Here is a 26,078-nt window from a genome sequence, read left to right as displayed (position 1 = left end):
TCATAATTGGTTAATAATAGAATTGCTAACAACACGCAGTCTCGGCGAAGGGGCCGGGAGCAGCTCGCCTTTCAATGCGCTTACAAAATAATTTTCGGCACCTACCTGGCCGCCTTTAAAGTTTACCTGCAACCCGTCAACAACAGAATTGGTAGAGTGAGCCAGGCACAACGGTGCACCGGGTGATAGCGGGGCCAGCATCTCTATAGATTCAATCTCCATAGTTCTTGCTACATAACCTGCGGTATCGCCACCAGCAATAATTACACGCTTTACCGGCGTTTGTGCCGCTGTTTTAAGGGCAATCATACCCAACGCGGTACCGTATAGCTGCGATGTTTTTGCCAGTATTTCGCCCTCGCTCAAGCCCTGACCTGCCAGTTGCTGGTAAGTGGCATCAATACGCTCGTCATGCGCACCGCGACTGGTGTGCACCACTACCGATGAGCCTGCTTTAATAGCCGCACTGATTTTCGCCACGGCGGCATCCAGCACACCTGTAACATCGGCAGATGCCGCAATGGCTTCTGTATCCAACGCTATCTCGGTAAAGCCATAATTAACGGCATAGTCAATCTGTTTTTCGGTAACTGGCGAGCAACTGCCAGAGAGCACCAGGATAGGTCCGGCTTCGCCGGCGTGCTGCCAGCGTCTAACCGGTTTTACTAATTCCTGTTCCTGCCAAAGTTTACCCAGGGCCATTTCAATACCGCTGGAACCTACAGAGAATAATATTTCGCCTTCTTTGGCGTGGCTGTTTATTAGTCCGCCAACGGTAAGCATGTGTTCTTCGTGCAGGGCATCAAAAAGAACGATACGGCTACCGTCTTCTATGGTTTGCTCTAGCTTATCAGCAGCAATTTCTTGATCACCAGAAATAGTTAAAATATCAACCAGGCCGATAGGAAGCTGTGTTTGTCGAGCCAGATGTTTGCGCAGGTCGCTCTCTGTTGATGGAGTAACCGGGTGCTTACTCATAGACGGGTGACGATCCAAACGATAAATATCGCCCTGGCTGCCGATACCCATACGGGCAAACAGGTTGCCAAAAGTGCAATAGCGGCCCAAGGCAGGCGCAGCTACCAGTAACGGCACAAAACGCGAGCGGAAAATACCCAGTCCGGTTTCTATAGCCTTACCAATGCTGCCAATGTATGGGGATGAGTCAAACGTAGAACACACTTTGTAATGTACGTGCGGTGCATTCAGCTCTTTTAATTTGCTAAAAGCGTTCAATAGTTCGCTCTCCATATCGGGCGGCGTCATGGCACGGGTCATGCCGGCAATGCCAATGGCTTGCAGGCCTTTATAACGGTTAAGTTGATCGGGCGTAGGCGGCGTGATGAAGAGTACAGTTTTTATACCTGCGCGGCTCAAAAACTCCAGCGCATCTGTGCTGCCGGTAAAATCATCGCCATAGTAGGCCAGTAAAAGTTTATTTTTTCTTGCCATTGAATTATTTACCGCCAAACTTTTTAACCGATTGTCCAAATTCTTTGTAGGTAGCTTCAGCCTCTTCAAGCGATAAGCCATTAACTGCGCCTTCCCAAGCCTGATGCAGGGCTGTAACGCCACCTGCAGGGCCTGATGGATGCGCCATGATACCGCCTCCAGCCATATAAAGCAGATCTGTAGTTTGTGTGCGGCGCCATGTTTCAAACGCCTGGCCGCCCCATTGGCCCGATGATACCACCGGCAGCAAGTCTGGCCAACTAAAAAGAGGAGTGAGGCAAGCCTCGATAGAACGAACTACCGAATCATCCGACTCCCAGAATTTATTTTGAATGCCGTTTACGTGCAATTGATCTACACCAGCCAAACGCCAAATTTTTTGATAGGCTGGAAACTCTATACCCAACAACGGGTGACGGTTCAGCATGCCCCAGCCATTGCGGTGACCGTGGATAACCAACTGACCCTGATCGCAAACTTTCTTTACGCCAGACAGGCCCACGCTATTAACGCTGATCATGGCACAGGTGCCGCCAGCTTTCAGGATGTATTCATAGCGGCGCAGCATGCTGTCAATCTCATCGCTCAGGTTAAAAGCATACATTACCTTTTTACCAGTTTTATCAGCATGGCGATTGATAACATCCATAATGGTGTCTACACGATGCTCAAATGATGAATTGGCAGCGGCAGACTGCAGCTCGTCATCTTTCACAAAGTCAATACCTGCCTCGGCCAGTGTTTTTACCAGAGCGGCAGTATCTTCAGGTGTCATGCCGATGCTTGGTTTGATGATGGTGCCAATTAACGGGCGACCTACAACACCACAGCTTTTGCGCGTACCGGCAATGCCAAACTGTGTACCTTTAAAATGTTCCTGATATGATGCAGGCAGGGTAATATCCATTAATTTGAGGCCGGTAAACTGGCTCAGCTCATATAAATTACCCTGAAGGGTAGATACCAGCACAGGCAGGTTGTAGCCAAAATTCTCAACTGACCATGATACTTCTATGTGCGCCCGCTGATACCCGCCTTGTTTGGCTGTTGCGCCAGGCATAGCCGGTACATCTGCAACATCGGCAGGGGTAATGCTTTCTACACGGGCAGCAAAGCGCTGCTTTAATTCTTCGGTCTCGCCCGGCACAGCCACAAATGTACCTGACGATTGCTCGCCGGCTAAAATGGCGGCGGCTTTATCAAGTGCAAAAGGTGTCTCTACGTAATACTTCGCGGTAATTCTTTCCATAAAAAAAGTTGCTGATCAACAGTGCCCGAAAAGACAGATGGGATAGCAAAATAAAGTTATAATTGATGGTGTACTTATTACAACAAATCTATCTCCACAATTGATAAATGTATTGTATCATTTATGCAAGCATTTGTAGGATATTATCATTTAATGTACAACATTGTACAATTTGGCCATTTATAGGCAGGTTAAATAACAGTTTTTTTACAAATGCGGGTATGCAAAAATCGCGGCCCAGAGGGAACCGCGACTTGTTAAATATCTATTAAAATGATGAGTTAGATTTTAGGCATCGATGCTTAATCTTTCTTTCCTCCAAATACTGAGAAACTTACGTAACGTTTTGGGTGTGCTTTCAGGTCGATGAACAGTTTGTTCAGGTTATCAGAAGCGTCGGTCAGATTTTTGTACATCTGCGGATCGTTAGCCAACATACCTAATGAACCTTTGCCAGAATTGATCTTGGTAATTACCGCTTGCAGGTTGGCCACGGCCTGGTTGGCGTTGTCCAGCGTTTGTTTCAGATTGGCATTAGCCAGATCGCTGCTTACAGTTTTAAAGTTGCCGGTAACATCGTTCATGTTGTTTACGGTGGTTTTCAAGCCAGCCGATGCAACTTCTGCATTAGTTAAAATACCGTTGATGTGGCCGGTTTGTGTGCCAATCAGGTTGTCAATCTTTTTGGTAGTACCTTCCAGTGTTTGCAGGGAGTTGGCAATGCTGGCAAAGCTACGGTCAACATTACGCTGAAAATCTGGATTCAGGATGTTGTTGATAGCAGCTAATGACGAGTCCAGCTTATTAATCAATGTTTCTGCCTTACGTTGGATAGGTTGCAAGCTCTCGGCCAAACTTCCCTGAATATCAGCGCGCAGCGTGTCTTTATTGTTGGCAAAATTGCGGCTGTTACCTAGTTCAAACACAATAGCTTTGCCGCCCAGCAGGTCGGTGCTTTCCAGTTTGGCCAGTGTGTTATCCGGAATGTCGTATTGAGGCTCTATCTTAAACTCCACAATGGTACGGCCGTCAGGCTGCAATTGCATATTAGAAACCCGACCAATCTGAAAGCCATTTACCAGCACAGGCTTTGAAACAGACAGTCCCTCTACGCTTTTGTAAACCGCATAGTATTTATTAGAGCGAGAGAACACATCGTTACCACGCAAATAGCTGTAACCTAATATTAAGATGGTAATACTGATGGCGGTTAGTGCGCCAATTTTAGTTTCGTTAGATATTTTCAAGGCAGGTGTTTACTTAATAATCAATTTCCAACGGCCGTTGTTTGCTCAACTTCCTTTTTATATTCTTTTAATGCCCGTACTATGGTGGCTACAATCTGCGCCTGTCCTTCCTCAGAGTTCAGATAACGCTCTTCTTCGGGATTGTTTATATAGCCCATTTCTACCAATACGGCAGGCATGCCGCTACGCGCCAATACCAGTACACTTTGCTCGCGTACGCCTTCACTGCGGCGGCCGTCGGTGTTTACAAACTCATCATTCACTAAATTGGCAAACTGTAAGCTTTGTTTGCGGTATTTATCTTTAAATGCGTTGAGCAGGATAATAGAAGCCGGATCGCTTGGATTCAGCTCGGTATTTTCTTTATAATCCTTGTCCTCAAACTCATTCTCTCTAATGGCGGCTTCCTGCTCATTTACACGGCGGTAAACATACACTAATAACAATACACCTTTGCCAGAGTGATCTGGCACGCGGATACGTTTGCCATTCTTTCCTCTTACAATTCTGTCTGACAGTGAGTTACAGTGCAGTGATATAAACAGTTGACCTTTATTCTCATTAGCAATATCGGCACGTTTTTGCCATAACACATCATCATCTGTGGTACGTGTCATTACCACGTTTAAGCTCGGTATTTCTTTTTGTATTGAGTCCCGCAATTTAAGCGCTACAGCCAGCGTTACTTTACTTTCCTGCGAATAATCGCCAGATGCGCCGCGCCAGGTACCGTTACTCATACGGCCGTGACCGGCATCAACCACAACCGTCTTCAACTTAAATCCTGAAGAGTCTTGCTGGGCAAAGGCCGCGTTAGGAAAAAAACAAAAAAGCGTTACCGAAACTAATGATAAGGATAAACCAGAAATCAATCTTCTCAATGCTTTATTTTTCATTATTTTTGGACGCTGTTAAATAATCAGTATCCACAAAAATACTATTCATAATCGATTTTGAAATTTCTAAGGCTTTTTTTTCTCCTTGTAGTGATCCTGGCACTGAACGAGCTTGCTTCAGCCAATAAGAGTGGGAAGAGCCAACCGGTATGGCTTAAAGATACCATTATAAAGCTCGATCCGGTGAAGGACCGCAAGTTGTTGCGTGGTAACAAGAGTAGTATCGATACGATAAGGAAAGATACCACTAAACGCGATACCACCAAAAAGGACACTGTTGCCAAAAACCCGGGCGAACTGACCGAGATTACTACGGCCAAGGCTGATGACTCTACTGTTTATGATAAAGAGCACCAGGTAGGCTATTTATATGGTAACGCACGCGTAACCTATGGCGATTTTGAGCTGGATGCCGATTATATTCGCGTAGATCAGAAAACGCACCTGGTTTTTGCCAGCGGTCGCATTGATCCTAAAACACACCGTTATAAAGGCAGACCGATATCAAAAATGGGTAAAGACGATAAGCCGATGACGGCCGATTCACTTTACTTTGATTACAAAACCAAGAAGGCGCACGTATATAATGGCTCGACCGAGCAGGACGGCAACTTCGTATCCGGAGGTCAGATTAAAAAACTGAATGACAGCGAGTTTGCCTACCATAATGTATTGTACAGTACGTGCGATAAGCCATATCCTTACACCGATTTCGGGATTGTAATTACTAAAGGTATTGCCGAAAAGAAACGTATTATATCAGGCCCGGCATATATGGAAATTGAGGGCGTGCCATTGCCATTTGCCATTCCATTTGGTTTTTTCCCGAAGCCGGATACCCGTACTTCGGGCTTTATTCTGCCAACTTTTGGCGAAGATGCAACGCTGGGTTTCTACCTACGCAACTTTGGTTATTACTTTGGTATAAACGATTATATGGATTTTACCACTCAGGAGACCCTGTATTCTAAAGGATCTTTTGAGAGTACTAACACCGCCCGCTATATTAAGAAGTATAAATACCAGGGTGGTTTAACTTTCAGCTACGGGCAGCATTATTATGGCTTAGAGGGCGACCCGCCGCAACGCGATTTTAACATTCAGTGGCAACATAGTCAGGATGCTAACGCACATCCTGGAACAACATTTAGTGCTTCGGTAAACGCGGGTACATCCAGCTATTACTCCAATAACCCGGGGGCAACCAATTATAACCCGCAGGCTATTGTCCAGAACAACTTGCACTCAAGTATAGCTTATGCCAAAAGCTGGGAGGGAACTCCGTTTAACTTCAACGCCAGCATGACGCATAGCCAGGATCTGGCGCGTAAAACTATTACGTTAGAGTTGCCGACGTTCAGCTTCAACATGGCTACAATCAACCCGTTTGATTCAAAAGACCGTGTGGGGCCACAAAAATGGTATCAGCGTATTACCGTGGGCTATAGTTTGCAGGGAAAAAATGCGGTTACAGCCGTGCCAGAAAGCGAATTATTTAGCAAGGAGACGCTTACCAAACGCCTGCAAAACGGTTTTCAGCATCAAATACCTGTTGGTTTTAACCAAACCTTGCTCAAGTTTTTCCAATTTAACGTGAGCGCTAACTATAACGAACGCTGGTACCTGCAAACTTATCGTAAAAGATATGCACGCGGTAGTTTATCTGGTATAGACTCTATGATTGTTGATACCGTACCGGGTTTCAGACGTGTTGGTGATTACTCTATGAGTGCCGGTTTCTCTACCAAGATATACGGTATTATGCAATTTAAAGGCAAGCTGAAAGCTATCAGGGACGTAATTACGCCTAATATTTCATTCAGCTACCGTCCGGATTACTCCAGCCTGAGCTATGCATATAACCAGGTAGCAGTAAGTAATGCTACCGTGCCGTTCCAGGCATCATACAACAGATACTCTATATTTGATGGCACACCATACGGCGGACCGAGCGGTGGCAGGCAGGCTGGTTTATCTTTCTCGGTAGATAACACCATCGAGGCCAAGGTAAGACCATCAGCCAAAGACACATCTACCCAGGATAAGAAGATCCCGATATTGCAGGGGCTTTCGGCATCAACATTCTATAATTTCGCGGCCGACTCGTTCAGGTTAGAGAATATCAGTCTCTCTGGACACACAGCCTTGTTCAATCAAAAGATCAACGTTAGTTTCTCGGGTATACTTGATCCATACGTTACCAAGGTTTATGATACGGTGGCCAATAATCAGGTGTATCGTGTAGCCAGACGTTTTGACCATTATACCTTTCAGGATGGCAGGCTACCTTTCTTAACAAACTTTAACCTGACCATGGGTGGTAGTTTGAACTCTGCGTCGTTCCATCCTGCAAGTACCAATACAGCAGCGGCGGTGCCTGGCACCTCGGCCCAAACCATGACAGTTCAACAAGCTGACCGGCTGGCACTTTTAAACAGTGACCCAAGCGCTTATATTGACTTTAACATACCGTGGAACGTATCCATGAGTTATAGTTTCAATTATTCAAACAGTCATATACTCACAACAACAACCAATACGCTGCAATTAAATGGCGATTTTAGCCTTACACCTAAGTGGAAGATACAATACTCTACCAACTATGATATTAAGGCAAATCAGTTTACAATGACGTCGTTCAACATCTATCGGGATCTGCATTGCTGGGATTTATCATTCCAATGGGTGCCGTTTGGATACTATCGTTCATACAACGTAACCCTCAAAGTAAAAGCAACTATTTTGCAGGATCTGAAACTGAGTAAACGTAAGGACTACTATAACAATTTCTAATGCTTGCTGAAATTATTACCATTGGCGACGAGATCCTGATAGGACAGATCGTGGATACCAATTCGGCCTGGATTGCCCGGGAGTTGAACCTGATTGGTATCAGAGTGAAACAGATCTCGTCTGTATCTGACGACCGTGCGCATATACTCAAAGCATTGGGCGAAGCCCGGGAGCGTGCAGACATTATTCTGATAACCGGCGGACTGGGCCCCACCAAAGACGATATTACCAAAAAAACACTGGCCGAATACTTTAACGTAGGTATGGTAGAGAATCAGGAAGCGTTAGAAAACGTTGACCGTATTTTCAAGAAATATAATCGCCCGCTGCTGGAGGTAAATCGGCTGCAGGCTCAGGTACCAGCCAATTGCGAAGTAATACCAAACTTGAACGGTACTGCGCCGGGCATGTGGTTTGCGCACGAAGGCAAGATTTTTGTATCGATGCCGGGGGTGCCGTTTGAGATGATGTATATGATGGAAAGCCAGGTGCTGCCAAAGCTGAAAGCATCTTTCAAATTGCCATTTATCGTTCATCAAACAATACTTACTGTAGGGGAGGGTGAGTCATTTCTGGCCGAGCGCATTGCTGATATAGAAGACGCATTGCCGCCACATATTAAGCTGGCTTATTTGCCCAAACTGGGCCAGGTACGTTTGCGCCTGAGTGGTTATGGCGATAACGAGGCAGCTTTACATCAAGATGTGCAGCTTTGGACAAACAACTTTGTTGAACGCATAGGCAACGTGGTTGTGGCGCTTGAAGATATACCGCTGGAGAAAGCCATACTGAATAAAATGGCTGCCCGTGGCCTTACGCTGTCTGCGGCCGAAAGCTGTACGGGGGGGTATATATCGCATTTGATCACCCAGCACCCAGGCTCGTCTGAAGTTTTCTTTGGCGGAGCGGTGTCATACTCTTATGAGTTGAAGGAAAGTTTGCTGGGTGTGAACAACGAAACTTTGTGGCAATACGGTGCGGTGAGCCAGGAAACCGTTATTGAGATGGTGGAAGGCGCACTTTTTAATTTTAAATCTGATTATGCCATGGCTGTTACCGGGGTTGCCGGGCCGGGCGGCGGTTCAGAAGACAAGCCTGTTGGAACTGTCTGGATAGCAGTAGCTAAGGCCGGAAAGACAGTGTCAAAGAAATTCACATTTGGCAGTAAAAGGCTGCAAAACATTGAAAGAACCGCCATTGCAGCGTTTGGAATGTTGAATACTTTACTCTCTGAAGTAGAAAACTGAGTTCCATTTTTGTTACATTTGAGCATCTATACTGAATTTTAATATGGCCAAATACCAATTGTTGTTGCCAAAAATGGGGGAAAGTGTTGCTGAAGCAACTATTATCAGGTGGTTGAAAAACCCCGGCGACCATGTGGAGGCAGATGAAGCAGTAATGGAAATTGCCACCGATAAGGTTGACTCTGAAGTACCCTCGCCAGTAAGCGGCAGGCTAGCCGAACGTTTATTCAATGAGAACGATGTGGTGCAGGTAGGTGCCGTTGTGGCTACCATAGATACCGAAGAGCGAGCTGACACCAATGCTTATAAAAATGACTATGTTTCGTTTGAGGAGCAACCCGCTGCCAAGCCTGTTGCTGTACCGGCACCTGAGCCGGTTAATCAGTCTGAAGCATTTGATCAACAACTAGCTGAAGTGCCTGTTAATGAGCAGGCTATTCCCGGCATCAACCAACTAAATAGTCAGCCAGTAGTTCACGCTGTGAGCGGCAATGGCAACGGTCGTTTTTACTCGCCGTTAGTAAAAAATATTGCTCAGCATGAGGGTGTAACTGCTGCAGAGCTGGATCAAATACAAGGTAGCGGTGCAGAAGGTCGCCTAACCAAAGAAGATCTTTTAAAATATTTGAGTGTTCGCGGTTCAAGGCCTGCGCTGCATACAGAAGCAGCTCCACAGCAGTCTGCAACGCCGGTTGCCGAAAGGCCTGAACCTGTTGCGGCTCAACAGCCGACTCCTCAACCAGCCAAACCGGCGTATTCGGTATCGGGTAACGATGAGATTATAGAAATGGACCGCATGCGTCGTCTCATTGCCGATCACATGGTGATGAGCGTGCAAACATCGCCACACGTAACCTCATTTGTTGAGGCCGATGTAACCAACCTTGTAAAATGGCGCGACAAAGTAAAGTCGAGCTTTGAAAAGCGCGAAGGCGAGAAGATTACTTTTACCCCAATCTTTATTGAGGCGGTGGTAAAAGCTATAAAAGACTACCCGATGGTTAACGTATCGGTAAACGGTACCCAGATTATCAAAAAACGTGATATCAATATTGGTATGGCCACGGCCTTGCCAAGCGGTAATTTAATTGTACCGGTAATTCATAAAGCCGACGGTTTGAATTTGACCGGTATGGCTAAAACGGTAAATGATCTGGCCGCCCGCGCCCGTGCTAATAAACTACAACCGGACGAAATTAAGAATGGTACTTTCACCATCACTAACGTCGGCTCGTTTGGTAACGTAATGGGTACGCCTATCATTAACCAACCACAGGTAGCTATTTTGGCTGTTGGAGCGATCAAAAAGAAACCGGCCGTTATTGAAACGCTGGAAGGAGATATGATCGCCATCCGTCACATGATGTTCCTCTCGCTGTCTTATGACCACCGCGTGGTTGATGGCGCTTTAGGTGGCTCATTTGTGCGCCGTGTAGCTGATTACCTGGAGAACTGGGATATCAATACGGAGATTTAGTTCTAAAGATTAGCGTTATTAAAAAAATAAAGATTAGGAGAGTCACAACATTTGTGGCTCTTTTTGTTTTAAAATATAGCAAACAAAAGAGGCCGGGAAGTTTCCCAGCCTTTTCCTTTATGGTAAAATCAAGTTCTCAGTTTTATTCTATCGCCTGCCTTGAATAATCTCTGACGCGAAATCGCCAGTGCGGCCAAACTGATAGCCTTTGCGTTTGGCCCAGTTAATAAACTCGCGTATGCGCTCGGTAAATGCATCTCCGCTGTTTCTGCTTACGTAGGATGGAAAACCATATTTTTCAGGCTGATTCAGGTCTGTGAACTCCCAGGGATGGAAATAAACATTCAAATAGCTATCTTTGCGGTAGGTAATATCTGTCAGCCATTTCAATATTCCCATGGGCAGGTTATGAAAACTTAGCCAGAATAATGGAAAACGTAAATTGGGCGAAACCGATGCCGGGATCTGTAGTACGTCTTCCTCCCAGAACCATTTGCGCGGAGATTTAAAATTATTGTACCTGCCGGGTAGCCAGGTAGGGTTGAGCGATGAATTGTATTTATAGCCAGCCAGGTGGATTTCTAGCTGGTCTACCGGTTGCATACGCGCCATGCGGTAACCTTTTACCGGTACGTCGGCCAGTTCTTCCAATAATTTGCGTGAGGACAGCAGATCCGAATTTTCAAATTTAGAGTGGTAGTATCCGTGCGATGCCAGTTCATGACCCTCTTTTACAATGCGCGCAATTACTTCGGGCTTGTGCTGGGCGTAGTTGGCCGTGCAGTAGAAGGTGGCTTTTATGCCGGTCTCTTGCATTAGATCAAGTACCGTGTTGGTGCCGGTGGTTGATATGCTTAACTGCTCGTCAAAAGCTAGCTTTTTGCCGTATTCAAACGGCATATCAAATTCTTCAATATCAAAGCTAAGCAATATCATTTTGTTTGTTCTAGGTTGGTTGAACGGATAATATAATTGGGGCGATGCTTGGCTTGCATAAACAATTTGCCCAGGTACATGCCAATAATACCTAATACCATAAGCTGTATACCGCCAAAGAAAACCACCGTTGCCAATAAAGACGTCCAACCGGAAACAGCATAACCGGCAAGGTAACTAATTAATATATATGGAATATATAATGTGGCTGATAATGAGAAGAATAAACCTAAACCGGTGGCAATATAAAGCGGACGAACGCTGAATGCCATTACACTGGTCACCGCCAGTTTGATTAGTTTTTTATAAGAATAACTGGCCTCGCCCATGTGCCGTTCGGCAGGGGTGTAGGGGATGCCTTTCTGCTTGAAACCAACCCATTTGATGATGCCCCGCAAAAAGATTTCATATTCATCAATCTTGCGCAGCTCTGCTATAACGCGGGCGTCCATCAGCCTAAAATCGGCAATGCCACTCTCTAGTTGTATATCTGAAATGGCGTTGATAGCTTTGTAAAATACTCTGGACCCACGCTGTTGATTTCTGGACGCGTGCGGATTTGCTTCTGCACGATAGGTATAGACAATATCATAACCCTCTTCCCAGCTTTTAATCATTTCTTTAATCTTTTCCGGGGGGTGTTGCAAATCGGCATCCATGGTAATAACTGCGGCGCCATTGGCAATTTCAATACCGGCTTTCATGGCCTGGTCTTTACCAAAGTTGCGGGACAGCTCTACATAAAAAACATGGGTGTTTCTGGAAGATGCTGACTTTAGAACGTCAATGGTTTTGTCGCGACTGCCATCGTCAACTAAAATCAAGTCATAAGGATAGTCTATGTCAGCCAGCGTACGGTCTATTTCTGCAATCAGATGTTCAATATTTTGTTCCTCATTATGGCAAGGGATAACTATCGAAAGCTTTCTATTCATATACCTATTTTGTAGCTAGTGCTTTTGGTTCAAATTTACGCCACAGCGTTTCATAAACAATTTTTAGCCATATAACAAAGCAAGGCAGTGCCTTAAATGAATATGGTTTAATGTATTGCCGGTTTATTACTTGCGGAAACAGATCAGACGGTGACAGGCTCGTAATCAGCAGCGCAAATATCAGCAAAAAAATCTCAAAAGGTTTTACCGGTCGGTCAAGGTTCATAAACCATACACCTACACCAACAAATGCAATAATATAAGTAGGCGATTCAGATCCGGTGCTAAATATCACCGTAAATATCAATGTTGATGCCAGTATCAGTAATTGGAAGTGCGTATTGCCAAAAGCTTTAAAACGCAAGTAAGCCAACCCAAACAACAGCAAACCCGGCACCAGCACTACAAGGTTATTTAGTTGCGGATAGTTAAACACGCGCCTGATCATTCCCATCACGCAAATATCCTGCATGGTAGATATCTCGTTATGCGCGTTCTTGTTGGTTAGTGCGTTAAACCAATCTGTATAACATTGTACTACAAAATGCGGTGACGAAAACGGCATAGGCAGTACAAATAGAACTGCCATCCAGAACAAAAAGGACAGGATAAATTTCAGCTTGTTATCTGTAAAAAAGAAAAACGCCAGTCCAACAATTCCATAAAGCTTTATCATGGTGCCGGCCACAATAAAGAATGCTGCCCAGAACTCTTTCCCGCTTCTGATAAAGATAAAGCTGAAAACAATAAAGGAGGTGAGCATAGGATTAATTTGCTCGCCATAGGATGCGGTCATCAGTTCATGCGCACAGATTAATAAAACGGCATAGCATTGCTCTTTTTTTAGTGGGAGCATCGTTATGGCCCGATAAAGCAAAAAAGCGTTAAGCATTACCCAAAGCACCACACCAACGCCCTCGGGCAGTAGCGTAAAAGGAGCCATCATTACGGCAAAAATTGGACCGTATAGATTAACATCATTATGCTGAAGGGGATGAAGAACAAACAGATTAACGTGGTTGCGCAGATTAATAAACGTAGATGTATAAATATGGTAGTTATTAATATTGTGCGCGGTAGCCATTTTAATAATGGCAAACAGGCTAAGACCGAACCATAAAATGGTGATAAATAAATGGTTGGTAAATAATTTGTAAATCTTAGTCATTAAAGGAAATCTCAAAGATAATTGAAATGCCCGTATGCAACAAAAAAGGGACATGATTTGATAATCATATCCCTTTTTTGTTGTGGTTTATACTAGTTACGCTACTGCTTCCAGCTCTACATCGGGCTTAGAAATATCGGTTAACTGCACTTTGCCGCGTTCTTTGCGGATGATACGGTTAAATAGCGAAATCTCTTTACTGAACAGGAATTTCAGGAACAGTTTGCTCCATGATTGGTGCGAGTCCAGCGAGTCATAATATCCTGGCGCCAGACGTTTAATCTCTGGCAGTTTATTCCACGGAATTGACGGAAAATCATGGTGCTCGTTATGATAGCCTACGTTAAATGAGATGGCATTACAACGGCCGTAGTAACTGTAAGTTTCCTGCTCATCATGACCATGAGTAAGGTAATGCTCTTGTATCCAACGGGCGCCAAGCGGGTGCAAACCCACAGAGAACCAAAAACTCAGGAACAAATAAGCCAATGCCTCTGCGCCGAAGAAGTAGTAAATACCAACAGAAAATGCTACCTGGATCAGGAAGTTGGTCAGCATCCAGCCATCAAAAGGTTTAATTTCTTTTAAGCGAGACAAACGGCCAGCCTGAAACAGCGGGAAAAACGCCAGCCAAAGCACTTTGCCAATAAAATAATTGTTAATCAGCTTTGCTTCCCAACGATTTGGTAAATCGGCATCCAGTTCATGCACACCCTGGAACGAGTGATGCTTGATATGATAACGCTCAAATGATATAGCGCTCGGGATGATTTGCGGTAAGTTAGACAGAATGGCCGCCCAACGGTTAGCGCTGCGGCTTTTGAATAAAAGTTGATGCGTACACTCGTGTATCATTACAAATAACGAGTGGTTGGCGAAAGCCCCTAACAGATATGCCGTAGCAATAACCGCCCACCACGGTTGCGCACGTAACACCCAAGCCAGCACCACCTGCATGCCCACCAAGCCAATAATGGCAAAAATGGTATTAGGGTTTTTACCGATGAGCTTACGAATGCCCGGCGTTTCTTTCAGGATCTTTCTTGTACGGATGCGATGTGGTTCGGAGGTTGAGGAGTTTACGAAATCTGTTTTTGCAGCCATGAAGAATTAGAATGAGTTAATAAAATAGGTTTGATTAGTTTTTAGATAGTTCAGCTTTAGTTACGTAAGGTATATATAAATAGTTAAAACGTATAATTTAATAAGAAAATTATCATAACTATGTCATCCGTAACAATTTATTAACAAGGTGTTAATGGTTAGGTGAAAGGAGTGTTGACGATTCAGCAAAAAAGGCCTCGTTAAAATTAACGAAGCCCTTTTATCAATAGCGTTGAGAATCTACTAAACCTCAACGCATTGTTTTGCTGCCGAGGCTAATCTGACCCCTGTTAGCTGATCGGCGAAGGCGATGAAAGCCTTACTGTCCAATATACGCTGTTGATTAGCAATCAGATTTTGCAAGTTTATCTTTCCGGTGACAAACTTATAGCTGCCCGAATAAAAACGCTCGTGTATATGTTCAAATTCCAAAGCCTCTACCAATGCGTCGTCTTCATAACGCAGATAAATGTTTAACTCCACGTTGTTAGTAAACGCTAAGCCTTCTTTCTGGTGGGCTTTTTTGTATTCGTATTGATAATCATAACGCAGCGCAGCAATGTCTGACAACACAGCCGAACCCGTCGGGTGACCGCCAGCGCCTTTTCCGTAGAAGAACTGCTGATCTGCAAAAGCTGCCTGTACGGTTACGCAGTTGTATTCGTAATCTACGTTGTACAGAAATTCATGCTTGTTTACAAACTTAGGCAGCACAAATAGTGTAGCGTGGGTATCGTCTAACTCCTTAGCTACGGGTACCAGCTTAATTTTTAGCTTTTTCTCGCGTGCGTATTGTAAATCATATGCCGAAAGGGTTTGAATGCCGATGTTTAGTACTTCATCGGGATCAATCACCAAGCCATAGGCGTGGGCAGCGGCAATTACCAGCTTATATTTAGCATCATAACCACCAACGTCTGAGGTTGGATCGGTTTCTGCAAAACCAAGATCCTGTGCTTCTTTTAAGGCGGTCTCGTAATCTAAGTTGTCGTTATAACCTTTTGAAAGTACAAAGTTTGACGAGCCGTTAAAGATACCACTGATAGAGTGTAATAACTCATTATCATAATACTCCTCCAGGTTGCGGATGATAGGGATACTGCCACAAACAGACGCCTCATACAATAAAGAAGTGCCGTGTTCTTTCTGCAGGTCAATCAGTTCCTGCAGGTGCAGGGCTATCATTTTCTTACTGGCCGATACTACGTTTCTGCCGGTTTTAAGCGCGGTAGATACAATATCAAATGCAGCTTCGGTATCGTTAATCAACTCTACAATGGTGTTGATCTCCGGGTTCTGCAGTAGTTCGTTTTTATCGGTAGTAAATAGTTCGGCAGGTAAAGAGCGTTTTTTGGTAGGATCTTTAATGGCGATTTTCACGATCTCGATATTCAGATTTTTAGTTCTGATGATATCATGTAAGCCCTGACCAACTACACCGAAGCCGAATAAACCTATTTTAAGTTTCTTGCTCATTATGCTGTTTGCTGCAAGTCAATGATCTTGCCTTTTACGTCTGTTTTAAAGAATGATGAGATGATGTTGGTCAAAATCTCAGTCTCAATCAAGAAGCCATCGTGCCCGTAGAACGAATCAATCTCGGCCAAAGCAGCTTTGGGAATGTGTCTGAACAGGTATTGCTGCTCCTCAATCGGGAATAACACGTCAGATTTTATACCGATAACCAGCGTGCGGGCTTTGATCTGGCTCAGCGCCTTTTCTACGCCATGACGACCGCGACCCACATTGTGCGAGTCCATCAGTTTAGTTAAATACCAGTAGCTGAAAGCGTTGAAACGATTCACCAGTTTTTGCCCCTGGTAATTCTGGTAGCTAGCCGCGCGATAGTTACCCAATTCATCGCTCTGTTCTTGCTGGGTAACCGAGTAAGTTTTATAACCTCGGTAGGAGAGCAGGGCAATGCTACGCGCAGCCTTCAAACCTTTGGCGCCGGCATCCGGACGGTTCTCGTAAAAAGTTTGATCGGCACTCAGCGTTAAACGCTGTGACTCATTAAAGGCAATGCCCCAGGGTGAGTGGCGAGCGTTGGTGGCAATCAGTATCAGGTTTTTTATACGCTCCGGTTCCATAATGCCCCATTCCATAGCCTGCTGGCCACCCAGAGAGCCGCCAATAACGGTATGGATCTGGCCAATGCCTAAATGGTCGGCCAGTAGCTGGTGCGCTTTAATCAAGTCGCGGATGGTATAGTCAGGGAAAGTAAGATAAAATGGTTGTCCGGTTGCCGGGTTATCGCTCAGCGGACTGGTAGTGCCGTATGCTGAACCTATAATATTGGCACAAACGATGAAGTATTTGCTAGGGCAGTAATAATCGTTCTCGCCGAAAAGACCTTTCCACCAGTCTAACACATCAGAATTAGCGGTCAGCGCATGGCATACCCAAATCACGTTGTCGCGCTCTTTATTAAGCGTGCCATAGGTATGGTAGCCAATCTGCAGATTCTGCAAATGCTTGCCCGTCTCTAATTCAAATGTTTGCTGATACTGATATGTTTCTAAACTCATTTTTGTTTGGCTGTTAGTTGGCAGATGCAGCCGGAGGCGGCAAATCCCCCGGCTACGGCCTGCTACTAACACTTATATATCACTTAAAAAAAATCTAAATTGTTTTAAACTGATGTTGTTGCTTGCTTTCCGGGCACCCTCTGTCAAATACTGCAGCACAGGCACACCATAGCCAACAAGCAGCGCAATGCCACCAGCATTTGTTGCTGCGTATAGCGATAAAGTGTTGTTTGATGTGGTACTGTTTACTTGCATAATAATTATTGGTTGTTGTAATGTGTTGGGTTAGCCTGGCAAAGGAGGGGAATGTTAACCCTCTTGCGCATCACGTGTTTTTCAATAAAAGAAAAAGGGAACGTGTATGGCTCAGCAGCGGCAACAACACATACAAATGCAGTTAACAGCAGCATTGCGTGCAGTAAAACGCGTTTGCGTTGCAATAAAATTCTGAGACGTGGAGTAAATTAACTTTTTCATGGTTATTAATTTATATCCCCCGATGATCCATTCACCGGGCCAGGAATTGGCACCTTCTCCATTTTGGAGGGTTGCCAGCGGGTCTGTTGAGCCTGATCTCTCGCCGCTTCTTTATAAACCAAAACCTTTTGTGAGGTTATGATCCGGAAATTGACATCGCTATCAATTGTTAGGGTCAAATATAACGTAAAATAAACGCACTATGCAAATGGAATTTTTTAATTTACTGCAATTCCGCTTCAAATAGGGCTTTTCAATCCCTTTAATTCATCGGTTAGACTTAACAACAATAATGTCATTTCGACCAACGGGAGAACTATTCTTTTGAACGAAGTGAAAAAATCTTAAACGATTGCAAAGCCGTTCAGCCAGTGCATGGGGCTAAGATTTCTCTTTCACCCCTGTGCTCAGTCGCCCTTCGCTCTATAAATGACAGGGGGCTATTGATAGTCTATATCGCCCCCAGCGCCTGCTCCATATCGGCAATCAAATCATCGATATGCTCTAAACCCACAGAAACACGTAATAAATTAAACGGGGTTTTAGTATCCGGCCCCTCAACAGATGCACGGTGTTCTATCAGGCTTTCTACACCACCCAGGCTGGTGGCTATGGTAAAGAACTTCAGTTTACTTAGCACTTGTTTCGCGGTTTGTGCATCACCCTTAACACAAAAAGAGAGCATACCGCTGTAGCCACCAGTCATTTGTGCTTTGGCTATATCATGTTGCGGGTGAGAAGGCAAGCCCGGATACATTACGCGTTCCACTTTAGGGTGTTGCTCCAGGTACTCGGCTAATTGCTGTGCATTAGCAGCATGACCGCGCATACGGTAGGGCAATGTTTTAAGACTGCGCACCAAATAATAACAATCCATGGGCGAGGGCACGGCACCGCCCATTTCCTGCACCTGGCGAATCTTTTGCCACAAATCATCTTGCTTTGGTGTAATTAATATACCGCCCATTAAATCGCTATGGCCGCCGAAGTATTTGGTGGTAGAGTGCATCACCAGGTCGGCACCCAAAGCTAATGGTTGCTGAAACACCGGCGAGGCGAACGTGTTATCGCAAGCTACTTTAATACCGCGCTCGTGTGCAATAGCCACTACCTTTCTAATATCGGTTAATTTTAATAGTGGGTTAGATGGAGTTTCTACCCAGATTAGTTTTGTATTTGGCTTGATGTGAGCCAGCAGTGTCGCTTCATCGTTTACGTCGATAAAGTCAAACTCCAGTACACCCGCAAACAGGGTTTTGATTTGATTGCGCAGCCCATGATACATGTCATCAGGACCAATAATATGGGTGCCCGGTTCCAGTGCCTGAAACACCGCCATACCAGCCGCGTTGCCCGATGAAAAAGCCGCTGCATCAACACCGCCTTCTAGTTTGGCCACCACGTTTTCTAATAGCTGGCGATTAGGGTTTGCAGAACGACTGTAGATATATCCGTTAGCATAACTGCCATCAACTTCGCGCTTAAACGTAGTCGACATAATAATAGGCTGAATTACGGCTTGGGTATCGGCATCGGTCTTATTTCCGGCGTGTATGGCAATGGTTTCTATTTTCATAATGATAGTTGTAGCGTAAGGGCGCTAATTTACGTATTGCATTAAAAACTACTAAAACCTTTATTAATACGTTAATCTAAACTTTATGAAATACTTTGCATTGATTGGGCTTGCACTATGTTTTGCTTCCTGCAAAAAAGATAGCTTTAGTAATCAGAGTGAGTTTAATGCCAGTTTGCAAAAGTGGAACACGTACAAAGCATCTGTAAAAAACAGTTACAGTTATATAGCCTATAGTGGTTCTGTATTTGGCTACGCATCTCAAACGGCTATAACAGTTATAAATGGTACAGTTGTCCAACGTTTTTACACCCTTACAAGAGCCAAGACATCAGCAACAGATACTGTAACCGTTATGGAGAGCTGGTCTGAGAACCCGCAAACGCTCAACTCTCATCAAGACGGGGCGGCAACTTTAACCATTGATCAGATTTATGAAAAAGCTCAGAAAGAATGGTTGACCGCCGACAAAAAGCAGAACGAGATTACCTTCGAAACAGATGATAAGGGAATCATAGCTGTTTGCGGTTATACGCCTAAAGACTGTGTGGACGATTGCTTTCGAGGCATCACCATCAAAAATTTGGGTGGAGTGTTAGCGCAATGACATATTTGTATGTTTAAACACTTAGTAGAATAAAAAAAACACCACTTTGGTGCTTTTTACTACATTTGCTCAAATTTATTTTAGATGAGTGTGCCAGATAAATTTGAGGTGCTGTTAAATGACCCGCATTTAGCGCCCGAGCTGAAGGCGGTTGCTCAAAAAGTACTCCGCAGTGAACGTATTACCTTTGACGAGGGCGTTCTGTTATATGAAAAAGGCGAACTGGGTTACCTGGGCGTTTTAGCCAACCACATCCGCGAGCGGAAGCATGGCGATAAAACCTATTTCAACCGTAACTTCCATATTGAGCCGACCAATCTTTGCGTTTACGATTGCAAGTTTTGCTCTTACTCGCGTCTGATCAAAGAACGATCAGAAGGGTGGGAGTATACTATGGATGATATGTTGCGCATGGTAACCAACTACGATAACGAGCCCGTTACCGAGGTACATATAGTAGGTGGCGTATTGCCGCAGTATGATATGCAGTTCTATATGGAACTATTCAGTCGTATTAAGGCGCATCGCCCGGAATTGCATGTAAAAGCCCTGACCCCGGTTGAATACCATTACATTTTCAAGAAAGCCAAAGTAGATTATGCTACCGGTATGCGCATGATGAAAGAAGCCGGACTGGAATCAATGCCGGGCGGTGGTGCGGAGATTTTCCATGAGGAAATCCGCGATCAGATTGCTAAAGATAAATGTAACGCCGAGCAATGGCTGCAGATCCATGAAGAGTGGCATAAACTGGGCGCACGCTCTAATGCTACCATGCTTTATGGCCATATTGAGCAGTATTGGCACCGGGTAGACCACATGGAGCGCCTGCGCGAGTTGCAGGATCGTACCGGTGGTTTCCAAACGTTCATTCCGCTGAAATTCAGAAATAAGGATAACCAGATGTCTAATGTGCCGGAGGTTTCGGTAATTGAAGACCTGCGTAACTACGCCATTGCACGTATTTACCTGGATAACTTTGACCATATCAAAGCTTACTGGGCAATGATCAGCCGCAATACTGCTCAGCTTTCTTTAAACTTTGGGGTTGATGATATTGACGGCACACTGGACGATACCACCAAGATCTACAGCATGGCTGGTGCCGAAGAGCAGCACCCGGGCATGAGTACCCGCGAACTGGTTGAACTGATTAAACAAGTTGGTCGCCACCCGATAGAACGCGATACCTTATATAATGTAATTACCGATTACAATAACTTTGAGTTTCCTGAAGAAGTGAAGCCGCAGTTTTATAAGTTGCCGGTAATTAATTAGTTGATAGTTCATTGATCATAGTTCATGGTTATAGATAGCAGTTTATAGATAAACATCATAAGCGACGATCCATAACCGGCAACCGATCAACTATGAACCATCAACTATGAACCATGAACTAAAATGATAAAAAAAATACTTTACATAGTACGCCACGGCCAGACAGACTTTAACAAACAAGGTATTGTACAGGGGCGTGGTATCAATACCGAACTTAACGCCGAAGGCCGCCTGCAGGCCAGCCTTTTCTTTGATGCTTACAAGGATGTAGCTTTTGATAAGATCTACATTTCAGAATTGCAGCGTACGCAACAGAGCATCCAACAGTTTATTGATCTGGGTATCCCTTACCAGAAGTTGGCAGGTTTAGACGAGTTAGCCTGGGGTATTTATGAAGGCCAGGAGAGCACACCGGAAACAAAAGCCGCTTTCCTGAAAATTATGCGCCATTGGACGGCCGGTGAACTGGACGAAAAGTTTGAAGGCGGCGAAAGCCCTAACGAAGTACAAGCCCGTCAGGAAAAGGCTATTGAAGTGATCATGAGTCGCCCGGAAGAAAAGACCGTTTTGGTTTGTATGCACGGTCGCGCTATGCGTTTGCTGCTATGCTGGTTAACCGGTGTGCCGCTGAGCCAAATGGAAGACTTTCCGCATCAAAACCTCATCCTGTACAAGTTAGCCTGGGATGGCGAGCGTTTCGAGATCATCGACTTTAATAATTCTATACATCTGCATAACCACTAATACCCCCCGTCTTCTTGAAAAACATACGCATTTCGGCTGTGAGTTATACCAATACGCAGCCATTTATCTATGGTATTAACCATACCGATATCATTAATAAAATAGACCTGAGCCTGGATATTCCGGCAGATTGTGCCCAAAAACTGATTGATGATAAGGTTGATATCGGTCTGATCCCGGTTGCTGCCACCATCAATATGCCTTATTGGGAAATTGTATCTGATTATTGCATAGGAGCAGAGGGGCCTGTTAACTCCGTATTTATCTTCAGCAAGCTGCCGATAACAGAGGTGACGTCTATCCAGCTTGATCCTGAATCACGTTCTTCTAACAACCTGGCGCGCGTACTGATGCAAAACTATTGGAAGGTAGCGCCCCAGCAGCTGGTTAATGCGTCTGACTATGCCAATCCCGCCGATGAACAAACCGCCTTTGTACAGATAGGCGATCGCACCTTCGGCAAGAAAGAACAATACCCTTATGTGTATGATCTGGCCGAAGAATGGATTAAGTTTACAGGTTTGCCATTTGTATTTGCGGCGTGGATTGCCAACAAGCCAATCTCTAAAGAATTTACCGAAGAGTTTAACACTTCTTTAAAGTACGGGCTGGATCATCGCGAGGTGGTAATTGACCGTTTGCCTGCCCGTGACGACTTTGATTATCGCGACTATTTGCTGCATAAATTAGACTTCTTACTTACCGATAAAAAGCGTGAGGCCTTGAATTTATTTCTTAATTACATAAAAAAGTTACATTGATTGTAACATTCATAACGGTACTTTAAATTGCTTAATGAAATGATAAATAACGTCAGAATGACAATTATCTGACTGGCATTATGAAAATGTAAAAAACACACTAAGCATAAGGGTTAAAATTCAAAGAATACAATTTAAGAAGGGTTGATTATCAAATTATCATAAAAGTTCAAAATTATTTGTCAAATCGTCAATGCGACCTTAACTTTGTTGCGGATTTAAAATTTAAGACTATGAAAAAATTAATTTTAGCAGCAACAATAGCAGCAACAGTAGGTTTAAGTACATCTGCCAAAGCAGTAGTAAAAAACGATGATGATTCAAAAAGCATTTCTTATGTTGTAATGAATCAGTTTGACGCTGATTTCAGCGGTGCAAAAAATGTAACCTGGACTTTAACCCCAACTTCACAGAAAGCGGATTTCGTTCTGAATGGTGAGCAAAAAACTGCTTTCTACAGCTTAACCGGTACTTTCCTGGGTGTAACTGAGCAAGTTGACTACAAAGTTATTCCAGATGCAGCTCAGAAAGATATCGCTGCAGATTACCAAGGTTATACCGTAGCTCAGGTAATTAAATTTGAAGCAAGCGAAGACAATACTTCATCTTTCTACCGCGCAATGGCAGTTGATGCTCCAGAGCAAGTAGCTTACTTTGTAGACCTGAAAAAAGATGATGGTCAGGAGTTATTAGTAAGAGTTAACCAACGCGGTTCGGTTTTCTTCTTCAAACAAGTTAAGTAATCAACCCATCAATCATATGGAGCCATCCGTCGTCATGACGGATGGCTTTTTTGCTTTTAGCCCTTTTCCGGCGGCAGCGTAAATGCTTAGCACACAAAAATTTTGCTTTTATTTTTACAATTAATTTATATATTTGAAATAAGGTGTGCCCTTATAGCCCTCGCTGATAATAAACCATTTTTCAGTTTGGTACTGTAATCACCAATCAACAATTATTAATTACGCTTTTATATTTATGAAAACTGGAAAAGTAAAATGGTTTAACACGCAAAAGGGCTTCGGTTTTATTATAACCGAAGAAGGTAAAGATCTTTTTGTACACTTTAAAGACGTTGCCGGTGGTGTAAATGCCATTAAAGACAATGACAACGTTGAATATGAAGTTGAAGAAGGCCGTAAAGGTCCGCAAGCTGTTAGAGTAAAAAAAGTATAATTATACTCACTAAGGGCTTAAAGATATTTTAGCCTCCCGGTTTATCATCGGGAGGCTTTTTTATGCATTTTATTTTTGTGCCCCGGCAATTTTCATTTATTTAGATGACCATTTTCAATACTCCATTTTAGGTATATGACAGATATTTCTACTCAAAAAGCATCGCGTAATGTGATCTTCCTGGTACTGGTGGCCTCGCTGGGTTACTTTGTTGATATTTATGACCTGCTGATCTTCTCTATTGTTCGCGTAAAAAGTTTAACGGATATAGGGGTATCTGCGTCTGAAATTAAAGCACAGGGCACATTTATTATTAATGTGCAAATGTTTGGACTGTTACTGGGCGGTATTCTATGGGGCGTGCTTGGCGATAAATTGGGCCGTATCAAGGTATTGTTCGGTTCTATCTTATTATACTCTATAGCTAATTTTCTTAATGGGTTTGTGCATAGCGTTAACATGTATGCCCTTGTGCGTTTTGTGGCAGGCGTTGGACTGGCTGGCGAGCTTGGCGCCGGCATTACCCTGGTTAGCGAAACCATGAGTAAGGAGAAACGTGGTTATGGTACCATGATTGTTGCTGTTGTAGGCTTATTCGGTGCGGTGCTGGCTAATTTAGTTGCTAAACAGTTTGGTTGGCAAAAAGCCTACTTTGTTGGCGGTGGTCTGGGTATATTATTGCTGCTGCTGCGCATGGGGACTTTTGAGTCTGGCATGTTTAAAAACGCAGAACGGTCTGACGTATCTCGTGGTAACTTCTTTATGTTGTTTACAAACGGCAAACGCTTCCTTAAATATCTTTACTGCATATTAATAGGTGCGCCGCTTTGGTATGTGGTGGGCGTATTGGTTACACTATCGCCCGAGTTTGGTAAAGCGCTGGGTGCTCCGCAGCCACTTAATGCCGGCGACGGCGTTTTATATACCTATATCGGTATCTCAGTAGGCGATTTAATTGCAGGTTTCATTGCACAGATCACTAAGTCTCGTAAAATTACCATGGTGATCTTCCTACTGGGGTCAGTTATTTGCGTGGCTTATTATCTAAACGCTAAAGGAATTACAACCAGTCATTTCAACTGGCTGTGTTTTATTATGGGCATTAGTGTAGGCTATTGGGCCACATTTGTTACCATTGCCTCAGAGCAATTTGGTACTAATTTGCGCGCTACGGTAACTACTACGGTACCTAACTTTGTGCGCGGCGCGCTTATCCCTATCAACGGTGCTTTTACTTATTTTACCGTTAAATATGGCTGGATACAAAGCGGTTATATTATGATGATATTGCTTACCGTCCTTGCTTTATTCTCGCTAAGCCAGCTTAAAGAAAGCTTTGGCAAGGATCTGGATTACATAGAGGGGATGAGTTAATATTTTAGTTGATTGAGTTAATTGGTTGATTAGCTGAATAGTTTGACTATTTACAGCCATTTACTTAATCAACCATTCAACAACTCACCCAAACATCAGCCCAATGCATTAAATTTGCTACCAATGAATATTGACAGAAATAAGATTGCCGAAGACTATAAAACCATACAGGACGAGATTTGTGCTGCACTTGAAAACCTTGACGGGCACGTTGCTTTTGAAGAAGAGCTGTGGGAACGTGAGGGCGGCGGCGGTGGCCGTACCCGTGTGATACAGAATGGAAAGATACTGGAGAAAGGCGGTGTAAACTTTTCGGCAGTACACGGTCATTTGCCCGATGTGGTAAAACGTTCACTCAATGTAGAGCAGGATGACTTTTTTGCTACCGGTGTATCTATCGTTATTCATCCCAATCATCCGTTGGTGCCTATTATTCACATGAATATCCGGTACTTTGAGATGCCCTCATCATTCCATAATGGCGGTGAGCCGGTGCGCTGGTTTGGTGGGGGTATAGATCTAACACCGCATTATGTTTTTGACGAAGACGCACGTTTCTTCCATCAGCAATTGAAAGATGTGTGCAGCAAATATAGTCCGGAGTTTTATCCGCGCTTTAAGCAATGGGCTGACAATTATTTCTTTATTAAACATCGCCAGGAAACCCGCGGGATTGGTGGCATCTTTTATGATCGTCTGACTGCAAATGAAGATCTGAGTTGGTCGGATATTTTTGAGTTTTCTAAAGCATTAGGTCGCTCGTTCATCCCAACCTATACGGAACTGGTGAACCGCAACCGCAATAAGAGCTTCACGGCCGAGCAACAGGAGTGGCAATACGTACGCCGCAGCCGCTACGCCGAGTTTAACCTCGTCTATGATGCCGGTACCAAATTCGGCTTGGAAACAAATGGTCGTATTGAATCAATACTGATGAGCTTGCCGCCAACTGCCAAATGGTTCTACAATTACCAGGCTGAGGACGGGAGCGAAGAGGCCCGCACTTTGTCGCTACTAAAAAAGGGCATCGACTGGGTTTAATGAAGATCTGAG

Annotated in this window: 23 protein-coding genes and 1 riboswitch; of the genes, 11 read left to right on the top strand and 12 right to left on the bottom strand. The window is 44.2% G+C overall.

Annotation, left to right across the window (positions count from 1 at the left end):
* From ABZR88_RS09615 to ABZR88_RS09600, 4 genes are all read right to left on the bottom strand, one after another.
* The gene (locus ABZR88_RS09615) at positions 1 to 1,452 is read right to left on the bottom strand and encodes a four-carbon acid sugar kinase family protein (protein WP_107829002.1); all 1,452 of its coding nucleotides are present in this window, start codon (positions 1,450 to 1,452) and stop codon (positions 1 to 3) included.
* Positions 1,453 to 1,456: 4 nt separating this feature from the next.
* Entirely contained in the window at positions 1,457 to 2,701 is a 1,245-nt protein-coding gene (locus ABZR88_RS09610) for a ribulose-bisphosphate carboxylase large subunit family protein (protein WP_107828764.1), read from the bottom strand.
* Between the two features lie 302 nt (positions 2,702 to 3,003).
* Positions 3,004 to 3,948 carry an MlaD family protein gene (locus ABZR88_RS09605; protein WP_107828763.1) on the bottom strand — a complete coding sequence of 315 codons (945 nt, stop codon included), beginning with the start codon at positions 3,946 to 3,948 and terminating at the stop codon, positions 3,004 to 3,006.
* A gap of 20 nt (positions 3,949 to 3,968) precedes the next feature.
* Positions 3,969 to 4,844, bottom strand: coding sequence for an N-acetylmuramoyl-L-alanine amidase (locus ABZR88_RS09600; RefSeq protein WP_107828762.1), 876 nt, complete (start codon positions 4,842 to 4,844; stop codon positions 3,969 to 3,971).
* A 57-nt stretch (positions 4,845 to 4,901) separates the two neighbouring features.
* Between ABZR88_RS09600 and ABZR88_RS09595 the strand changes: the two genes are divergently transcribed.
* The 3 genes from ABZR88_RS09595 to ABZR88_RS09585 are packed head-to-tail and all read left to right on the top strand — an operon-like array spanning position 4,902 to position 10,361.
* Positions 4,902 to 7,637 (top strand): putative LPS assembly protein LptD, encoded by a 2,736-nt coding sequence (locus ABZR88_RS09595; protein WP_107828761.1) that lies wholly within the window; start codon positions 4,902 to 4,904, stop codon positions 7,635 to 7,637.
* Complete coding sequence (locus ABZR88_RS09590; RefSeq protein ID WP_107828760.1) at positions 7,637 to 8,884, top strand: competence/damage-inducible protein A; 1,248 nt, start codon at positions 7,637 to 7,639, stop codon at positions 8,882 to 8,884. The genes ABZR88_RS09595 and ABZR88_RS09590 overlap by 1 nt, the downstream gene beginning before the upstream one ends.
* Before the next feature lie 43 nt (positions 8,885 to 8,927).
* Complete coding sequence (locus ABZR88_RS09585; protein WP_107828759.1) at positions 8,928 to 10,361, top strand: dihydrolipoamide acetyltransferase family protein; 1,434 nt, start codon at positions 8,928 to 8,930, stop codon at positions 10,359 to 10,361.
* Between the two features lie 147 nt (positions 10,362 to 10,508).
* On the opposite strand, the gene ABZR88_RS09580 is transcribed toward ABZR88_RS09585, so the two are convergent.
* The 8 genes from ABZR88_RS09580 to ABZR88_RS09545 all read right to left on the bottom strand — a co-directional run bounded on the left by ABZR88_RS09580 (position 10,509) and on the right by ABZR88_RS09545 (position 19,085).
* The gene (locus ABZR88_RS09580) at positions 10,509 to 11,297 is read right to left on the bottom strand and encodes a polysaccharide deacetylase family protein (RefSeq protein ID WP_107828758.1); all 789 of its coding nucleotides are present in this window, start codon (positions 11,295 to 11,297) and stop codon (positions 10,509 to 10,511) included.
* A complete protein-coding gene (locus ABZR88_RS09575; RefSeq protein ID WP_107828757.1) occupies positions 11,294 to 12,232 on the bottom strand; it encodes a glycosyltransferase family 2 protein in 939 nt (312 codons plus the stop codon). The genes ABZR88_RS09580 and ABZR88_RS09575 overlap by 4 nt, the downstream gene beginning before the upstream one ends.
* A gap of 4 nt (positions 12,233 to 12,236) precedes the next feature.
* Complete coding sequence (locus ABZR88_RS09570) at positions 12,237 to 13,400, bottom strand: glycosyltransferase family 87 protein (protein WP_107828756.1); 1,164 nt, start codon at positions 13,398 to 13,400, stop codon at positions 12,237 to 12,239.
* A 96-nt stretch (positions 13,401 to 13,496) separates the two neighbouring features.
* On the bottom strand, positions 13,497 to 14,504 hold the full coding sequence (locus tag ABZR88_RS09565) for a fatty acid desaturase (protein ID WP_107828755.1): 1,008 nt from the start codon (positions 14,502 to 14,504) through the stop codon (positions 13,497 to 13,499).
* 243 nt (positions 14,505 to 14,747) lie between these two features.
* A complete protein-coding gene (locus ABZR88_RS09560; RefSeq protein WP_107828754.1) occupies positions 14,748 to 15,980 on the bottom strand; it encodes a homoserine dehydrogenase in 1,233 nt (410 codons plus the stop codon).
* Positions 15,980 to 17,032: a homoserine O-acetyltransferase gene (gene metX / locus ABZR88_RS09555; protein WP_107828753.1), complete on the bottom strand. Its 1,053-nt coding sequence runs from the start codon at positions 17,030 to 17,032 to the stop codon at positions 15,980 to 15,982. Before metX ends, ABZR88_RS09560 begins: the two co-directional genes overlap by 1 nt.
* 72 nt (positions 17,033 to 17,104) lie before the next feature.
* Entirely contained in the window at positions 17,105 to 17,287 is a 183-nt protein-coding gene (locus ABZR88_RS09550) for a hypothetical protein (protein ID WP_107828752.1), read from the bottom strand.
* Positions 17,288 to 17,516: 229 nt separating this feature from the next.
* Positions 17,517 to 17,629, bottom strand: a riboswitch (SAM riboswitch).
* 331 nt (positions 17,630 to 17,960) lie between these two features.
* Positions 17,961 to 19,085, bottom strand: a complete 1,125-nt coding sequence (locus tag ABZR88_RS09545; RefSeq protein WP_107828751.1) for a PLP-dependent aspartate aminotransferase family protein — start codon at positions 19,083 to 19,085, stop codon at positions 17,961 to 17,963.
* A gap of 85 nt (positions 19,086 to 19,170) precedes the next feature.
* Between ABZR88_RS09545 and ABZR88_RS09540 the strand changes: the two genes are divergently transcribed.
* From ABZR88_RS09540 to hemF, 8 genes are all read left to right on the top strand, one after another.
* A complete protein-coding gene (locus ABZR88_RS09540) occupies positions 19,171 to 19,692 on the top strand; it encodes a hypothetical protein (RefSeq protein ID WP_107828750.1) in 522 nt (173 codons plus the stop codon).
* Between the two features lie 84 nt (positions 19,693 to 19,776).
* Positions 19,777 to 20,970 (top strand): aminofutalosine synthase MqnE, encoded by a 1,194-nt coding sequence (gene mqnE, locus ABZR88_RS09535; protein ID WP_107828749.1) that lies wholly within the window; start codon positions 19,777 to 19,779, stop codon positions 20,968 to 20,970.
* Between the two features lie 123 nt (positions 20,971 to 21,093).
* Positions 21,094 to 21,714: a histidine phosphatase family protein gene (locus tag ABZR88_RS09530; RefSeq protein WP_211309813.1), complete on the top strand. Its 621-nt coding sequence runs from the start codon at positions 21,094 to 21,096 to the stop codon at positions 21,712 to 21,714.
* Positions 21,715 to 21,728: 14 nt separating this feature from the next.
* Positions 21,729 to 22,475, top strand: coding sequence for a menaquinone biosynthetic enzyme MqnA/MqnD family protein (locus tag ABZR88_RS09525; protein ID WP_107828748.1), 747 nt, complete (start codon positions 21,729 to 21,731; stop codon positions 22,473 to 22,475).
* Between the two features lie 233 nt (positions 22,476 to 22,708).
* Positions 22,709 to 23,218, top strand: a complete 510-nt coding sequence (locus ABZR88_RS09520) for a hypothetical protein (protein WP_107828747.1) — start codon at positions 22,709 to 22,711, stop codon at positions 23,216 to 23,218.
* 235 nt (positions 23,219 to 23,453) lie between these two features.
* Entirely contained in the window at positions 23,454 to 23,651 is a 198-nt protein-coding gene (locus tag ABZR88_RS09515) for a cold-shock protein (protein ID WP_107828746.1), read from the top strand.
* Positions 23,652 to 23,786: 135 nt separating this feature from the next.
* Positions 23,787 to 25,025: an MFS transporter gene (locus ABZR88_RS09510; protein WP_107828745.1), complete on the top strand. Its 1,239-nt coding sequence runs from the start codon at positions 23,787 to 23,789 to the stop codon at positions 25,023 to 25,025.
* A 123-nt stretch (positions 25,026 to 25,148) separates the two neighbouring features.
* Positions 25,149 to 26,066: an oxygen-dependent coproporphyrinogen oxidase gene (gene hemF / locus ABZR88_RS09505; protein WP_107828744.1), complete on the top strand. Its 918-nt coding sequence runs from the start codon at positions 25,149 to 25,151 to the stop codon at positions 26,064 to 26,066.
* Positions 26,067 to 26,078: the final 12 nt, after the last annotated feature.

It is taken from the genome of Mucilaginibacter yixingensis, assembly GCF_041080815.1.
GTDB lineage: Bacteria > Bacteroidota > Bacteroidia > Sphingobacteriales > Sphingobacteriaceae > Mucilaginibacter > Mucilaginibacter yixingensis.
This window is presented reverse-complemented; position numbering and strand designations above follow the sequence as displayed.

Bases quoted from the DNA above. Each gene is read 5' to 3' on its own strand.
- ABZR88_RS09610 (WP_107828764.1), bottom strand. From the start codon at position 2,701: ATGGAAAGAATTACCGCGAAGTATTACGTAGAGACACCTTTTGCACTT.
- ABZR88_RS09540 (WP_107828750.1), top strand. From the start codon at position 19,171: ATGAAATACTTTGCATTGATTGGGCTTGCACTATGTTTTGCTTCCTGC.
- ABZR88_RS09590 (WP_107828760.1), top strand. From the start codon at position 7,637: ATGCTTGCTGAAATTATTACCATTGGCGACGAGATCCTGATAGGACAG.
- ABZR88_RS09570 (WP_107828756.1), bottom strand. From the start codon at position 13,400: ATGACTAAGATTTACAAATTATTTACCAACCATTTATTTATCACCATT.
- ABZR88_RS09530 (WP_211309813.1), top strand. From the start codon at position 21,094: ATGATAAAAAAAATACTTTACATAGTACGCCACGGCCAGACAGACTTT.
- ABZR88_RS09585 (WP_107828759.1), top strand. From the start codon at position 8,928: ATGGCCAAATACCAATTGTTGTTGCCAAAAATGGGGGAAAGTGTTGCT.
- ABZR88_RS09580 (WP_107828758.1), bottom strand. From the start codon at position 11,297: ATGATATTGCTTAGCTTTGATATTGAAGAATTTGATATGCCGTTTGAA.
- mqnE (WP_107828749.1), top strand. From the start codon at position 19,777: ATGAGTGTGCCAGATAAATTTGAGGTGCTGTTAAATGACCCGCATTTA.
- ABZR88_RS09510 (WP_107828745.1), top strand. From the start codon at position 23,787: ATGACAGATATTTCTACTCAAAAAGCATCGCGTAATGTGATCTTCCTG.
- ABZR88_RS09615 (WP_107829002.1), bottom strand. From the start codon at position 1,452: ATGGCAAGAAAAAATAAACTTTTACTGGCCTACTATGGCGATGATTTT.
- ABZR88_RS09600 (WP_107828762.1), bottom strand. From the start codon at position 4,844: ATGAAAAATAAAGCATTGAGAAGATTGATTTCTGGTTTATCCTTATCA.
- metX (WP_107828753.1), bottom strand. From the start codon at position 17,032: ATGAGTTTAGAAACATATCAGTATCAGCAAACATTTGAATTAGAGACG.
- ABZR88_RS09575 (WP_107828757.1), bottom strand. From the start codon at position 12,232: ATGAATAGAAAGCTTTCGATAGTTATCCCTTGCCATAATGAGGAACAA.
- ABZR88_RS09565 (WP_107828755.1), bottom strand. From the start codon at position 14,504: ATGGCTGCAAAAACAGATTTCGTAAACTCCTCAACCTCCGAACCACAT.
- hemF (WP_107828744.1), top strand. From the start codon at position 25,149: ATGAATATTGACAGAAATAAGATTGCCGAAGACTATAAAACCATACAG.
- ABZR88_RS09520 (WP_107828747.1), top strand. From the start codon at position 22,709: ATGAAAAAATTAATTTTAGCAGCAACAATAGCAGCAACAGTAGGTTTA.
- ABZR88_RS09545 (WP_107828751.1), bottom strand. From the start codon at position 19,085: ATGAAAATAGAAACCATTGCCATACACGCCGGAAATAAGACCGATGCC.
- ABZR88_RS09550 (WP_107828752.1), bottom strand. From the start codon at position 17,287: ATGCAAGTAAACAGTACCACATCAAACAACACTTTATCGCTATACGCA.
- ABZR88_RS09560 (WP_107828754.1), bottom strand. From the start codon at position 15,980: ATGAGCAAGAAACTTAAAATAGGTTTATTCGGCTTCGGTGTAGTTGGT.
- ABZR88_RS09515 (WP_107828746.1), top strand. From the start codon at position 23,454: ATGAAAACTGGAAAAGTAAAATGGTTTAACACGCAAAAGGGCTTCGGT.